This window comes from Paludibacterium paludis (assembly GCF_018802605.1).
Taxonomy (GTDB): domain Bacteria; phylum Pseudomonadota; class Gammaproteobacteria; order Burkholderiales; family Chromobacteriaceae; genus Paludibacterium; species Paludibacterium paludis.
The window spans coordinates 291,171-305,898 of sequence record NZ_CP069161.1 but is presented as its reverse complement, the minus strand read 5'-3'; the positions used below and the strand labels follow the sequence as shown (position 1 = coordinate 305,898).

At 64.1% G+C, this 14,728-nt stretch carries 7 protein-coding genes and 2 other RNA genes; 2 read left to right on the top strand and 7 right to left on the bottom strand.

The annotated features are described in order from the left end of the window. Nucleotides 1-4 precede the first annotated feature (4 nt). The 4 genes from purH to rnpB all read right to left on the bottom strand — a co-directional run bounded on the left by purH (nucleotide 5) and on the right by rnpB (nucleotide 3,424). A complete protein-coding gene (gene purH / locus JNO50_RS01335; protein WP_189533668.1) occupies nucleotides 5-1,582 on the bottom strand; it encodes a bifunctional phosphoribosylaminoimidazolecarboxamide formyltransferase/IMP cyclohydrolase in 1,578 nt (525 codons plus the stop codon). Between the two features lie 74 nt (nucleotides 1,583-1,656). Further along, on the bottom strand, nucleotides 1,657-1,893 hold the full coding sequence (locus JNO50_RS01330) for a helix-turn-helix domain-containing protein (RefSeq protein ID WP_189533670.1): 237 nt from the start codon (nucleotides 1,891-1,893) through the stop codon (nucleotides 1,657-1,659). Beyond that, nucleotides 1,883-2,905: a tRNA dihydrouridine synthase DusB gene (gene dusB, locus JNO50_RS01325; protein WP_189533672.1), complete on the bottom strand. Its 1,023-nt coding sequence runs from the start codon at nucleotides 2,903-2,905 to the stop codon at nucleotides 1,883-1,885. Before dusB ends, JNO50_RS01330 begins: the two co-directional genes overlap by 11 nt. Nucleotides 2,906-3,067: 162 nt before the next feature. Beyond that, an RNA gene (gene rnpB, locus JNO50_RS01320) (RNase P RNA component class A) lies at nucleotides 3,068-3,424 on the bottom strand. A 107-nt stretch (nucleotides 3,425-3,531) separates the two neighbouring features. Here rnpB and JNO50_RS01315 point away from each other — a divergent pair. Both JNO50_RS01315 and ssrA read left to right on the top strand, forming a co-directional pair. Then, nucleotides 3,532-6,738, top strand: coding sequence for an EAL domain-containing protein (locus JNO50_RS01315; protein WP_189533673.1), 3,207 nt, complete (start codon nucleotides 3,532-3,534; stop codon nucleotides 6,736-6,738). Between the two features lie 128 nt (nucleotides 6,739-6,866). After that, nucleotides 6,867-7,168: a transfer-messenger RNA gene (gene ssrA, locus JNO50_RS01310) on the top strand. 85 nt (nucleotides 7,169-7,253) lie between these two features. Here the strand turns inward: ssrA and JNO50_RS01305 are convergent. The 3 genes from JNO50_RS01305 to lpdA all read right to left on the bottom strand — a co-directional run bounded on the left by JNO50_RS01305 (nucleotide 7,254) and on the right by lpdA (nucleotide 14,721). Beyond that, entirely contained in the window at nucleotides 7,254-11,087 is a 3,834-nt protein-coding gene (locus JNO50_RS01305) for a translocation/assembly module TamB domain-containing protein (RefSeq protein ID WP_189533675.1), read from the bottom strand. Between the two features lie 13 nt (nucleotides 11,088-11,100). Beyond that, nucleotides 11,101-12,846 carry an autotransporter assembly complex protein TamA gene (locus JNO50_RS01300; RefSeq protein ID WP_229804637.1) on the bottom strand — a complete coding sequence of 582 codons (1,746 nt, stop codon included), beginning with the start codon at nucleotides 12,844-12,846 and terminating at the stop codon, nucleotides 11,101-11,103. A 90-nt stretch (nucleotides 12,847-12,936) separates the two neighbouring features. Further along, nucleotides 12,937-14,721 carry a dihydrolipoyl dehydrogenase gene (lpdA, locus tag JNO50_RS01295; RefSeq protein ID WP_189533680.1) on the bottom strand — a complete coding sequence of 595 codons (1,785 nt, stop codon included), beginning with the start codon at nucleotides 14,719-14,721 and terminating at the stop codon, nucleotides 12,937-12,939. Between the last annotated feature and the right edge of the window lie 7 nt (nucleotides 14,722-14,728).

Sequence of the window (14,728 nt, the reverse complement as noted above, 5' to 3'; positions counted from 1 at the left end):
CCGATCAATGGCGGAAATGACGGCAACCGGTCAATACCATGGCGATGCCATGCTCGTCCGCCGCCGCCACCACTTCTTCATCGCGCATCGAACCGCCAGGCTGGATGATGGCGCGGATACCCTGTTCGGCGATCACATCGATGCCATCGCGGAACGGGAAGAAGGCATCGGACGACGCCACCGCGCCGGCCAGGGACAAACCGGCATCGGCCGCCTTGCGCGACGCGATCCGCGTCGAATCGACGCGGCTCATCTGCCCTGCGCCGATACCGGCCGTCTGCCCGTTGCGGGCGAACACGATCGCATTGGACTTGACGAACTTCGCCACGCGCCAGGCGAACAGAAGATCGGCCATCTCCGCCGGTGTCGGCGCGCGGCGCGTCACGACTTTCAGTTCATCCATCGTAACGTTGCGAACATCCGGTGTCTGCACCAGCACCCCGCCGCCGACGCGCTTCAACTCGAAGCGGTTGGCGCCGGTATCGAGCGGGATTTCCAGCACCCGGACGTTTTTCTTGGCGGCGATGGCGGTTTTGGCATCCGCGGAGAAGGACGGCGCGATCAACACTTCGAGGAACTGGCCGGTCACGGCCTCGACCGTTTCAAGATCGACCTCGCGGTTGAAAGCGATGATGCCGCCGAACGCCGAGGTGGTGTCGGTGGCGAACGCCAGACGGTAGGCCTCCAGCGTCGAACCGGCCACGGCCACACCGCACGGATTGGCATGCTTGACGATCACGCAGGCCGTATCGTCGAAAGTTTTCACGGCCTCCCATGCCGCGTCGGCATCGGCGATATTGTTGTAGGACAATTCCTTGCCCTGCAACTGGCGATAATGCGCGATGGCGCCGGCGGCCGGATCCAGGTCCCGGTAGAACGCCGCGGCCTGATGCGGGTTTTCCCCGTAGCGCATGTCCTGAACCTTGATGAACTGCATGTTGAGCCGTGCGGGGAACACCTGGCGCTCGGGCTGCCCGGACAGGCTCTCCGGTGTCAGCGATGTGAGATAGTTGGAAATCGCGCCATCGTAGGCAGACGTATGCGTGAAGGCCTTTTTCGCCAATTCGAAACGGGTGGCGCGGGACAGGGCGCCGCCACCGTCGCGCAACTCGCCGATCAGCTTCGGGTAGTCGGCGGCATCGGTGACGATGGCCACATGCGCCCAGTTCTTGGCGGCGGAACGCACCATGGCCGGACCGCCGATATCGATGTTCTCGATAGCCTCCTCGAGGGAACAGTCGGGATTGGCGATCGTGGCCTCGAACGGATAAAGATTGACGCAGACCAGGTCGATATTGCCGATATCATGGCGCTTCATGGTTTCGACATGCTCGGCCACATCGCGGCGGCCGAGAATGCCGCCGTGCACTTTGGGATGCAGAGTCTTGACGCGCCCGTCGAGCATTTCCGGAAAACCGGTGTAATCGGACACTTCGGTCACGGCCAGGCCGGCGTCGACCAGCAGTTTCGCGGTTCCCCCCGTCGACAGGATCTCCACGCCGCTCTCGGCAAGGGCTCTGGCAAACTCGACTATTCCGGTTTTGTCGGAAACGCTGATCAGCGCTCGTTCGATCTTGGTCATTTCTTCTTACCACCGCTAGGTTGAGACACACACAAAAAAACAGGCCGTCCGGAGGTCGGACGGCCTGTTTATCTTCAAATCAAATCATAGGATTTCATTTTTTTCCGCAGAGTGTTCCGGTTCAGTCCCAGTAACTCCGCGGCTCTTGTCTGGTTTCCCTGGGTATGGACCAGCACGACTTCTATCAGCGGCTTCTCCACGCAGGCTAACACCATGTCGTAGATCGACGAGGGCGTTTCCCCGTCCAGATCCCTGAAATACTGCTCCATGGCCAGCCGGACCGACTGGGAAATATGTTCGTTATTCTGCATGGTTGTCATTCTCGTCAGCCTCGATATATTCCAGCCGTTCGGACGCTTCGGCCAGTCGATCAAGATACAGGGCGACCGCCGCCTTCTGGCCGGTCGTACTTTCAAGCGCGTACATGGTCTGCCGAAAGTCGTTGGACCCTCGCAAACCCTTGGTGTACCAGGCGATATGCTTGCGCGCCACGCGACATCCGGAATATTCCCCGTAGAACGCGTAAAGCTCGTCCAGATGATCGAGCAGGACCTCCCTCACCTCGGCGATCTTCGGCGCCGGCAAGGTCTCCCCGGTATCCAGGTAATGCTGGATTTCCCGAAAAATCCACGGCCGGCCCTGAGCCGCCCGGCCGATCATGATCGCGTCGGCGCCGGTGGCATCGAGCACATGGCGCGCCTTGGCCGGCGAATCGATATCGCCATTGGCGATCACCGGAATCGTCAGCGCCGCCTTGACCTGGCGGATGGTGTCGTACTCCGCGTCGCCCCGGTACAGGTCTTCCCGCGTACGGCCGTGCAGCGCCAGCGCGGCGATTCCGCACGACTCGGCCAGCTTCGCGATCCTCAACGCATTGCGGTTGTCGCGGCTCCAGCCAGTACGGGTCTTGAGCGTCACGGGAACGTCGACCGCCTTCACCACGGCCTCGAGGATGCGCCCCACCAGCGCCTCGTCGCGCAACAGCGCGGAACCGGCGGCGACATTGCACACCTTCTTGGCCGGACAGCCCATGTTGATATCGATGATCTGCGCGCCCTGCTCGACATTGACGCGCGCCGCCAGCGCCATCTGCTCCGGATCGGCGCCGGCGATCTGCACTGAGATCGGCTCCGCCTCGCCCTGGTGATCGGCACGGCGCAGGGTTTTCGCAGTGCCCCACAGCGCCTTGTTGGAGGTGATCATCTCCGACACGGCCATGCCGGCGCCCATGCGTTTGCACAACATGCGGAACGGGCGATCGGTTACCCCGGCCATAGGTGCGACGACTAGCCGGTTTTTCAGGGTGTACGGACCGATCTGCATGTTTAACAAGGCATTACGAGGGAAAGGGCGGCTATTGTAATGCTTTTTTTCCGGGCGGTAAAAAACATTTTGCTTATTTTTTGTGCAATCCTGATAGCCGGAAGAAATGACATGACATATGACTGTCACAGATATGGGATGCATTCGGCGTGTCGCGAGGAAGGGGGGAGTCGGCCGGTAAGCCGGGTTCTGTCGTTGGACAGTCATTCCTCTAGGCCCGCCGTTGCCGACGGGCTCAAGCAACCTACCCGGGTGCAACGCGAGCCACGTTAACGCACCCCTATTTGGTCTTGCTCCGGATGGGGTTTAGCCTGCCGTCCGTGTTGCCACGTCCGCGGTGTGCTCTTACCACACCTTTTCACCCTTGCCTGATCCTTTCCGAAGAAAGGCCATCGGCGGTTCAGCTCTCTGTTCCACTTTCCATCGCCTCGCGGCGTCCGGCCGTTAACCGGCATCCTGCTCTATGGAGCCCGGACTTTCCTCCCCGCCTTGCGGCGCGGCGACTGTCTGGCCGACTCCCGGAGCGCATTCTACCGCAAACTGCTTTCGCGATGGCGTCGATTTTTTAACTCATTCCAACGGAATTAGCTTGTATACTCTTCTTTCCCAGGGAAACGGCAGCGCACATGGAGCTCACTCAATCACGACTATCGAGACTACAGTTGTTCGGTACGCTCGCAATCGTCTTTGCCCTGGCGATCACCATGGCGGGTTACTTCCTGACACTGCACTGGCGCGATTTCGTCGCCCGGCAAGCCTCCATCGAAAGCGACACCGGCAAGCGCGCCCGGGAATACCTCCAGGCCTACGGCGATCACACGGCGCTGACCCTGCAGGCATTCCGTGACCGGACGGCCGCCCAGTTGCACAACCAGATCCGCGAACAGGTCGACCAGACCTATACCGTTGTCGATACGATATGGAAACGCGAGCACGGCAGGGTATCCGACGCCCGTCTGCGCCGCATGATCGTGGAAACCCTCAGGCCGTTGCGCTACTTCGACGGCCGCGGCTATTTCTTCATCGACACCCTCGACGGCCGCTGCGTGCTCCTTCCCACCGCCGCGCGCATGGAAGGCCGGCCACTCATCGACAACAAGGATGACCGCGGGCACTACATCATGCGCGGGCTGATCGACGCGACGCGCAATCCTTCCGGCAGCGGCTTCAGTCATTACCGCTGGTACTTGCCCGGCACCCGGACGATGGCGGACAAGATCGCCTACGTGAAGCGTTTCGACCCCGCGGGCTGGCTGATCGGCAGCGGGGAATACGTTGCCAACGTCGAAGATGCCATGCAGCGCGATGCCCTGGCCATGCTGTCGAGCATGCGCTATGGCGAGGACGGCAATACCCTGCTGATCGATAATCACGGCGTGCTGCGTCTCTACCCGGCCGATCCCTCCCTCGAAGGACGACACTATCTGGCGCTGCCCGCCCCGCTGCGCGCTCAGGTCCTGGCGATGATGGAACTGAGCCGCCGGGGCGGCTTCATGGAATACGCGGCCCCGGAGCGTCATGGCAAGGAAGTGTCGCACCTGGCCTATGTCCGGCGTCTGCCCGGCTGGGACTGGACATTGGTGTCGGCCATGGAGACCGACAGTATCGCCGACATCGGACGCAAGGCACGCGACGAATTGGACAGGACCCTGCAGCTCAGAATATCGGCGACCCTGCTGATGACCCTGTTCGCGCTCGTGCTCGGCGTGGTGTTTTCCTGGCTGTTCATGCGCTGGATGAATGCCCTGATCGGGCGTTACCGCAAGGATCTGATGCAGAGCAACCGTGAACTCAAAGAGCGCTCGCGCGAGTTGCTGCTGTCGCGCTTCATGGTCGACCATGCGACGGACATCGTCTGCCTGCTCGATGAGCACAAACACTTGGCGTATGAAAACGATGCCGCCAAACGCTGTCTTGGCGAGGAGCAGGACGATCGCACCGCCCGGCTCGCCGCCCTGTTCGCCGCCCCTCCCCAGCCCCTGCCCGTCACGTACGAAGTGATGCTGTCGGAGCCGGGAGACACCACGACCTATCTGGAAGTCACCCAGAACAGCATCGACTACGAAGGCGAGCACTATCTGTGCGTGACGGGACGCGACATCACCCAGCGGGTCCGCTCGGATCATCAGTTGCGGCTTGCCGCCCGGGTCTTCGACTCGAGCAACGAGGCGATTCTGATCACCGATGCGGACAGCCGAATTCTGGCTGTCAATCGGCTGTTCTGCGAAATCACCGGCTACGAGGAATCGGAAGTCCTCGGCAAGATGCCGTCGATTCTGGCCTCCGGGCGCCATAACGACAGCTTTTACGAGGACATGTGGCAGCGGCTCCGGGAGCGCGGCCACTGGGCGGGGGAGATCTGGAACCGCCGCAAGGATGGCGAGATTTTTCCGGAATGGCTCAATATCAGCGTATTGACCGACGAGAACGGCGCCATCACGCACTTCATCGCGCTGTTCACCGACATCACCGAGCGCAAGGCCCAGGAAGCGCACGTGCGCCATCTGGCCGAATACGACTTCCTCACCGACCTGCCCAACCGTGTGCTGATCCACGACAGGCTGCAGCAGGCCATTCGCGCCGCGCAAAAAAACCTGCATCAGCTCGCCGTGCTGTTTGTCGACCTCGACCATTTCAAGAACATCAACGATTCGCTGGGGCACGGCAACGGCGACGAGCTGCTCAAGATGGTCGCCGACCGCCTCGCCGGCGCCCTGCGGCCGATCGATACGGTCGGCCGCACCGGTGGCGACGAGTTCGTCCTGATCCTGCCCGACCTTGACTCGCCGGAAGAGGCCGGACACGCGGCCCAAAGCCTGCTCGATATCCTGCACCGCCCGTTCGTGGTCGCGGGCCACACGCTTGTCGTATCGGCCAGTATCGGCATCAGCGTCTGTCCGGAAGACGGGGAGGACATCCAGACCTTGCTGATGAACGCCGACCTGGCCATGTATCACGCCAAATCAAGCGGGCGGAACACCTATCAGTTCTATGCGCGGCGCATGAACGAACAGGTCACCGAGCGTTTACTGCTCGAATCCCATCTGCGCCAAGCCCTGGAAAACAACGAACTCGAACTGGTTTACCAGCCCCAGTTCGCCATCAAGTCACGGCGGCTGGTCGGCTGCGAGGCATTGCTGCGCTGGAATCATCCGGAGCATGGCCGCATTCCGCCGGATCGCTTCATTCCCGTCGCCGAAGACACCGGGCTGATCGTCGGCATCGGCCGCTGGGTGCTCAACGAGGCCTGCCGGCAACTGGCGCGCTGGCGCGACAGCGGATTGCCCTGCATCCCGGTGGCCGTCAACGTATCGGCGCGGCAATTGGCCCGGCATGACTTCATCGAGGATGTCGAGCACGCCCTCCGGGAAAACGGCCTGGAAGGCAGCCTGCTGGAGCTGGAGGTGACGGAAAGCACGCTGATGGAAGACCCGGACATGGCAGCCGGTCAATTGGCGCGCATCAAGGAAATGGGCGTGCGCCTGTCGGTGGACGACTTCGGCACCGGCTACTCGAGCCTTGCCTACCTCAAGCGCTTCGCGCCCGACACCATCAAGATCGACCGCTCGTTCGTTTGCGATCTCCCCGACGACAGCGAAGACGCCGCGATCGTCTCGGCCATCATCCACCTGGCCGAAGCGCTGGGCATGGACACCCTGGCCGAAGGCGTCGAGACCGAGGCCCAGCGCCAGTTCCTGGGCAGCCTGCGCTGTCAGCTGCTGCAAGGCTACCTGATGGGCCGACCGCAATCGGCCCAGGAGATGGGCGATCTGCTGGCCAGCCGCAAAACCGTGGTCATCGACGGTAAAGTCACCGCCGCGGACAAGGCGTAATCGCGCGACCTGCCCGGACGTCCCCGGGCAGGCGACCGCGGCAAAATCCGCATGCCTTTTTCCCTGCCTGTTGCCATCCCTCTTCAGTCCCCTGCCGCCATGGCCGTTTTCTGCAAGCGCTGCTCGGAGAATCCGGCAATACTGGCTCCGTCTTCCCGGCCGACAACCATGACCGGGTATCGCTGTAGCGTACGAAGGGTAAGGCATACTGGACGCGGGTTCGATTCCCGCCGGCTCCACCATCGACGGGGCCGACCTGGTTTCGACAGGGTGAGATAGCCGGAGTATCAGCGGGAAAGGCGACCGGCCTTAACGGCGCAAAACCGATAAATGCAAACGCAGATATCTACGACGATCGCAAATATGCCTAACCGCTAAAAGCGATCCGGGTAGCCCGCCCTCGCCTGGGAACAGAAAGGCGGGCAGAACATGTTGTGCGACTCGGCCGCCAAGGGGTGGCGCCGGAAACGTAACCGGCATCCTTTCAAAGCGTTCGGGCCGGCATGCAGGCCTCATCAATCGAATCGCAGCGTATAGCGGGTTTCGGCCGATGCCTCCGTGCCCGCCCGCAACACCAGCGACCAGCTCTTGCTGAGCGAGTAGATCATCTTCACGGCCTGATGGGCACTGGTGATACCGTACTCGTAGCCAAGATAGAACTCCTGGGTCAGCTGCTTGCCGACCGTCACCACCTGCTCCGCGGGGCTGATTCGCCCATCCGCCAGAGTCCGCTCGTTGCGCTGGGTCATGCCCAGGTCGTCGAACAGCCCGATCCGCTCGTTGAGCGTACCGGCCAGCAAGGCGCCGGCCGAGGCGGCCATCGAGTTGTTGTCGCTGTCCGACCCCGACGACGCGCGTCCGAGCACCAGCCAGGCGAGCTTGTCCCTGTCGGACATGGCTTCGTCTGCAATCAGGCGTATCTGCGGCGTCGCCACCGAGCCGGTCACTTCCACCCCGGCCCCCACCGGCGACAGGCGCCGGCGGGCCCGGACATTGAGTCCCGGGTTGTCCAGCGGGCCGGCGAAACTGATGACACCGTACTCGATGTCAAGATCCTGCCCGTAGGCCTTGTAGCGACCCTTGACAACTCTGACCTGCCCCTTGGCCGCTGGGGCCATGCCCGGCTCGGCCGTCAGGAGCGCCTGCCCGGTCAGCTCCACGTCAAGACCCTGGCCAGAGAACCGGAACCGGTCGCCAAGATCGAGCGTCAGCGCCACCGACAGCGGCAAACTCGCCAAAGCCGACGGCTCGGGCGCCGCCCTGCCCTTGACCACCACATCGTCGGACAACGACGGAGTGCCCAGACGGGCAAGTTCGACCCGCCCCTGATCGGCGCGCAGTTTGCCGGTCAGGCTGACCTTGCGCCCGGCCATGGCCAGCTCCGCATTGCCGCTGACGACCAGGCGCCGCGACGGGCGGTCGAACACACTGAAGGCATTGAGTTCCACCTGGACACGCGCATCCGGGCCGCCATCCTTGAGGGCCAGGGCGCCGTGCGCGGTCGCATACCCCTTGCCGCCGGAGAAGCGCAGCGTATCCAGCTCCACTCGCTCATCCGTAATGCGGGCCGCCAGGGTGCCGTCGGCCAGACGGATGCCGGTGCGGCGGTCGGCGAACAGCAGATGGTCTCCTCCCACACGCCCTTGCCAATGGGGAGCGCCGAGCGGGCCGTTGAACGACAGGTCAGCGTTCACCCGCCCGCCCAGTTCCAGGGAAGGACCGGCCAGCGCGGCAAAGGTGGACAGCGCCGGCAAGGACAGACGCACATTGCCCGACAGCGGAGTACGGGCATCCGGTAGTCGACTGCCCAGTGGCAGACTGCCGGTTCCCTCCAGGTCGCCATGACGGGTTCTCGCCGCCAGTGTCCATTGCGCTTGGCCATTGCCCATCGATACCGTGGCGTCGAGGCCGTTCAGCCCGAGAGGCTGGCCGTCCTTGCCGGAGCCCGGCAGCAGGATATCGCCGGCGGCGCGGCGCAGCCCGATCGTCCCGCGGATTTCGCGGGCCGTATCGATCGCCCACTCGGCGTCCAGCGTCATGGCCGCCTTCACCGGCAAGGACACGAGGTGCTCGAGCTCCGCGAGCGACAGGCCGCGCCATTGCCCCCGGGTGGACAGGCTGCCGTCGCCTTTGCGCGAGAGCGACGCCAGCGCCAGGGTACCCCCCAGGGCGGACAGTCGGGCCGCGCCGATATCCAGGCTGTCTTTCGCGACAGAGAGCCTGACCGGGGCCTGCAGCGATACGGGCACGCTGCCGGCGAGTTCCAGCCGGTCCAGCGAACCGCCCCAGACCAGCCGGTCTTGCGCCAATCCTCCGGATGCCCTGACCAGCCAGCTTTCGGTAAGGCGTTCGGCCTGCATGCGGCCATCGAACTCGAGGTGGTGACGCGCGCGGGTCCCCTCCAGCACCAGACGCAAACCGTCGATGCGGCGCTGGGCGACGCGGAGACCGTCGCCGGACACCGCGACCCGGAACGGACTGGCGTTGTCGGCGCGGAGGTCTCCCGCACCCGACAGGCTCTGCACAAAGACGTCTCCGGGCAACGCCAGGCGATCCGCCTTCACCCTGCCGCTGACGACCGGCACTTTCGGTGTGCCGGAGACCTCCGCCGAGGCGTCGAGGCTGCCGGAAAACCCCGGGCCGAGCAGCCCCAGGGCGGGAGCGTCCAGCGCGAACTTCAAGCGGTCACCCGCGGCCCCCCAACTGCCCTGCGCCTGCAAACGGTTGCGGGCCAGAGAAAGGTCCATCGCCAGACGTTTGAGGCGCTCGGGAACCAGTTCGGCATCGACCCGGCCGGTCAGCGGCTGCCCGGAAAGACGACTTTCCGACAGGACGAGATTGAGCCGCCCTTCCGGGCCTTTTTCCAGTTTCCCGGCCGCCGAGAGCCTGGCGCTCACGTCGCCCCGGGGCCAGGAGGCGCCGAACCGGGATGGATCGATATGGGACAGGGCTCCGGACACGTCGAAACGGCGCAGTTTTTCCAGTTCGAGCGATCCTGAGACCGTCAACTCTCCCCCGCCGGCCCGAAGCCCGAGCTTGCGCAGGGCGACATGCCGCAAGGGAGAGGAGACAATGCCACCGTTCAGCTCCAGCCCCAGCCATGTGCCGGCCGCTTTGCCTTCGATACGGGGCTCGGCCACACTGCCACCGATCCTGAACGCGCCGTTGACCACATCGTCCGGAGCGTCGGCATGCATACCTTTGAGCGCGACCTCCTTGAGGGCAAGCGTCATATCCAGCATGTTGCCGACGGTACCGCTCAACCGGATGTGGCCCGCCGGCATGTCCAGCCCCAAAAACGTCAGGTCCAGCGCATTCTGTCCCAACAGGAACTCCGCCGCCATGGACCGGACGGGCAAGCGGTTGCGCGACATGTCGCCCGGTTCCAGGTTGAGCACGGACATGCCGCCGCTCACCCGGCCAGCCGCCGGCCTCAGGTAAGCGGCGATGTTCAGCCGCGCATCGGGAAGATCGGCGAGCCAGGCATGCGGGTTCACTCCGCCGGCCAGAATGTCCAGCCGCCGGACGATGGAAAAGGAGTCGGTGGAAAATGGCGCGAACTCGCCATCCACCCGGGCATTGACCGCTTTGCCCGTCACCCCCCCCGAAATCCTGACGGCGGCGAGCGATCCCGAAACATCCAGTTTTCCGGCGACGGGCAGCGATTCGACGCTGCCGTCCACGGCCAGATCGCCGCTGAGCGCGAAGGGCCGGCGGTCCGCGGCGAAGAGCGCGGCCCGTCCCCGGCCCCAGGGAGAATCAAGGCGATCGATGCGCAGCCGGTGGCCGTTATCGGCCCGATAACGGTAGCTTGCCGACACGCCGTACAATGACGGACCCTCCCCATCGAAACCGAGGCTCGCAAGCGTCAACGCGTCCACGTTCACATCGAACGGCAGCGACAGGGACTCGGGCAGGACGGTCGGGGACGAAGGGGGCTTCCGGGCACCCGGAACGGATATCACGGACACGTGCCCGACAGCCAGGCGCCGGATGGTCAGCGTTCTGCGCCACACATCCCCGGCGGACCAGTCGACAGCCACATTGGTGACTCTCACCCGCTCGGTCGCCCCGGACCACTGAATATCGTCAAGGGAAAACCGGTCAATCAGCGTGCCGCGGGCCTTGCCGACAGTCAGGGCGCCACCGCTTGCCCACGCCGCGGCGCGCCACAGGACCGCGAATCCGGCTTCCGTCGCGCCCAGCCAGGCCAGGGCGCCAAACATGAGCAACAGCGCCGCCAGAGCGCCCGCCAGCAGGCGGCGCCCGCGCTTGCGCGGCCGGGGCGCGGCCGGGCCGGAAGCCTTGCTGACGGTATCGGAATCGTTCACGGGTTCGAAATCGGACATGGAGGTCGGTCGATCAAAAAGCCAGCCCGAGGCTGAGGTACCAACGGAGCTTGTCTCCTTTGGCGATATCAAAAGACAGTGGCGCCACCGGGCTCATCCAGCGCACGCCGACACCATTGCCATGACGGGAGCGGTAGGACTTCCAACTCTGGCTCGCGTCGCCAACGTCGGTGAACAGCGCCAGCGCCCAGTCGCGCATCACGGGGATCTGGTATTCGACACTGGCCGTGGCGAGCACCCGGCCGCCGAGCACGCTATTGTCCGGCCCCGGCACGCCCAGCGCCTGATAATCGTAACCACGAACGCTGTTGCTGCCGCCCGCCTTGAACAGCAGGGAAGACGGGACCTGGTCGGTATCGTTGGCCCAGACCTGACCAAGCTCGGTGCGTCCCACCCAGGTTCCCCATCCGGGAAACGGCGTCCAGTAGGCGGTGGCTTTCAGATAGCCGCGCACGAACGAGGTATTGGACAACGCGCCGCCGATCGTGCCGGACAATTTGGAGTCGATCAAGAGGCCGGAGCGCGGGCGCAGGGGATTGTCCACGGAGCGGCGTGTCCAGCCGAACGATGGAATCAATGCCCGGTTGATGGTTGTGTTCCCGGCCACTTTCTGGCTGTCGGCGAGGTATTCCAGCCCGAGCCGGGCCTCGATCTTGCCGCGCGAACGCGTGCGCCACAGCCCGGCGGAGTGGGACAGCTCGATGACGTTATTGGTATCGGTGCGCTTGTAGGCGTAGGTCGCCGAATGCGCATAGCCGTCGGATTGACGCGGCAAGCCAAGCCCAAGGGAAAACTGCTGCTCGCTTTTTTTCCAGTCGTACACCAGCGAGCCGGTATAGCCTCGCCGGAAAATATTGTAATGCTCGTAACCGATACGAGTACCCAGCCCGACATCCGTGCCATAGTTCAGACCCAACTCCAGCTTCTGGCGCGGAAATTCTGTCAAATCCACCTCCACCGGCACCTTGCCGTCGCTGAAGCGCTGCAGGTTGGCGCTGACAATGGCGGTGGAAAAGTGCGGAGACTGTTCGAGCGCCGACTGATAGGCGAGGAGCTTGTCCAGCCGGTAGGGATCGCCTTCCCGGAAATCCGCCAGCCCCCGGGCCACGCTCGGCGGATAGCGCTCGAGCCCCTTGATGGCCAGCGCACCGAACTCGACGCGCGGGCCGCTGTCCAGTTCGACATCCAGATCCACCTTGCGCGTGACTGGATCGACCAGCGCCCGGCTATGGGCGATGCGCGCCATGGGGAAACGGTCGACGAGCAGCAGCCTTAGCGTCGCCTTCTTACCGTCCTCCCAGTCGGACTGGCGAAAGGGGGCGCCGATCGGCAAAGTCCAGGCTTCCAGCACCGCGGCGTACCGCCCCTGAAAATCCTCTTCCCCGTGGATCGGGCCGGTCAGCCGGATCGTCACATCGGCGACCGTCGCCGCGTGTCCCGGCTCGACCTTCACCACATAGCCGCGCGTCTTGCCAGGTTCGGTGTCGACGCGGACCTGCGCGGCGAAATACCCCTCCGTTTCCAGCAGTTTGACCGCCTCTTCGGGGGTGTCGCGCACCATCGCGTCAAGCAGCGCCTCGTCCATATCGGGATCCTTGCGATCCGTGACGAGCGAAAGGTGTTCGGCAAGCAGTGCGGCCAGCGGCGCCGGGGCATCGACGCGTACGGCATAGTCGACCGCGGCGAGCGCCGGGGACGGCAAGACGCATAGCGCGCCAGTCAGGATCAGGATGCGGAAGATCGGCGGGTGGGGTCGCATGGCTCCGGCTTTCACGGCAATGGGCACATGGTAAAACAAAAAAAGCGACGAGGGCGGGCCTCGTCGCATTATGGTACTTTCTGACACGAATTATTTGCGTCGTTGCGGCGGCAAGTCGGTACACACTCCGCCGAACACCTCCGCGGACATGCCGATCGATTCCCCCAGGGTCGGGTGCGGATGGATGGTCTTGCCGATATCCTCGTGATCGCAGCCCATTTCGATCGCCAGGCAGATCTCACCGATCATGTCACCGGCGTGGGTGCCGACGATCCCGCCACCGACAATGCGATGCGTCTGCGCATCGAACAGCAGCTTGGTGAAACCCTCGTCGCGACCGTTGGCGATCGCGCGTCCCGAAGCCGCCCATGGAAACACCGACTTCTCGAGTTTCACGCCCTGCGCCCTGGCTTCTTCCTCGGTCATGCCGACCCAGGCCACTTCCGGGTCGGTGTAGGCCACGCCGGGGATGACCCGGGCATCGAAGAAGGCCTTGTGACCGGCCGCCACTTCAGCGGCGACATGCGCTTCATGCACGGCCTTGTGCGCCAGCATCGGCTGGCCGACAAGGTCCCCGATGGCAAAAATGTGCGGCACATTGGTGCGCATCTGCTTGTCGACCGGAATGAATCCGCGCTCGGATACCGTCACGCCGGCGTTCTCGGCGCCGATCAGCTTGCCGTTCGGCGCGCGACCGGCCGCGACCAGCACCAGGTCGTAGCGCTGCGGACCTTCCGGCGCCTGCTCGCCCTCGAAGCTGACCCAGATGCCATCCTCGCGGGGTTCGACGCCGACCGTGCGCGTCTTGAGCATGATCCGGTCGAAACGGTGGACGTTCATTTTTTCCCATACCTTGACGAGATCGCGATCCGCGCCCTGCATCAGGCCGTCCATCATTTCCACCACATCGAGGCGGGCGCCGAGCGTGGAATAGACCGTGCCCATTTCCAGCCCGATGATGCCGCCGCCAATGATCAGCATTTTTTGCGGCACCGCCTTGAGCTCCAGCGCGCCGGTGGAGTCGACGATGCGCGGATCGTCCGGAATGAACGGCAGCTTCACCACGCGCGAGCCGGCCGCGATGATGGCCTGCTTGAAGCGCACCACTCTCTTCTCGCCGGTGACGGCCTTGCCCGGGCCGTCGGTCAGTTCGACCTCGATGTGGTGGGGATCGATGAAACGGCCGATGCCGCGCACCACACGGACCTTGCGCGCCTTGGCCATCCCGGCGAGCCCGGTGGTGAGCTTGGCGATGACGTTTTCCTTATAGCCGCGCAGACCGTCGATGTCGATCTCCGGGTCGCCGAAACGGATTCCGTTGGCCGCCAGGTGCTTGACCTCGTCGATCACCGCGGCGTTGTGCAGCAGCGCCTTGGACGGGATGCAGCCGACGTTGAGGCAGACGCCGCCAAGGGTCGCGAACCGTTCGACAACCACCGTATCGAGCCCCAGATCCGCCGAGCGGAAGGCCGCGGAGTAGCCGCCGGGCCCGCCGCCCAGCACCATCATGTCGCATTCGATGTCGGCGCCACCGGCATGTGTGGCGGGAACCGGCGCGGCAGGCACGCTGCCCGCTTCGGTATGCGCCGACGCCACACCGGTGTTTTCCGCGGAGGGCGAAGCGCCGGATTGCGCAGCGGCTTCCAACACGACGATCACATCGCCCTCGGACACCTTGCCGCCGACCGCGATGCGCACTTCGGCGACCACGCCCGCGTGGGTCGACGGCACGTCCATGGTGGCCTTGTCGGTCTCCAGGGTGATCAGGGAGTCGTCCACTTTCACCGTATCGCCCGGCTTGACGAACACCTCGATCACATCGACATTGTTGTGCCCCCCGATATCGGGGATCTTCAATTCCATGGTTTGACTCATTGCAGTT

Excerpts from the sequence above, each read along its gene's own strand:
- purH (WP_189533668.1), bottom strand. The coding sequence starts at position 1,582 with ATGACCAAGATCGAACGAGCGCTGATCAGCGTTTCCGACAAAACCGGA.
- JNO50_RS01330 (WP_189533670.1), bottom strand. The coding sequence starts at position 1,893 with ATGCAGAATAACGAACATATTTCCCAGTCGGTCCGGCTGGCCATGGAG.
- dusB (WP_189533672.1), bottom strand. The coding sequence starts at position 2,905 with ATGCAGATCGGTCCGTACACCCTGAAAAACCGGCTAGTCGTCGCACCT.
- JNO50_RS01315 (WP_189533673.1), top strand. The coding sequence starts at position 3,532 with ATGGAGCTCACTCAATCACGACTATCGAGACTACAGTTGTTCGGTACG.
- JNO50_RS01305 (WP_189533675.1), bottom strand. The coding sequence starts at position 11,087 with ATGTCCGATTTCGAACCCGTGAACGATTCCGATACCGTCAGCAAGGCT.
- JNO50_RS01300 (WP_229804637.1), bottom strand. The coding sequence starts at position 12,846 with ATGCGACCCCACCCGCCGATCTTCCGCATCCTGATCCTGACTGGCGCG.
- lpdA (WP_189533680.1), bottom strand. The coding sequence starts at position 14,721 with ATGAGTCAAACCATGGAATTGAAGATCCCCGATATCGGGGGGCACAAC.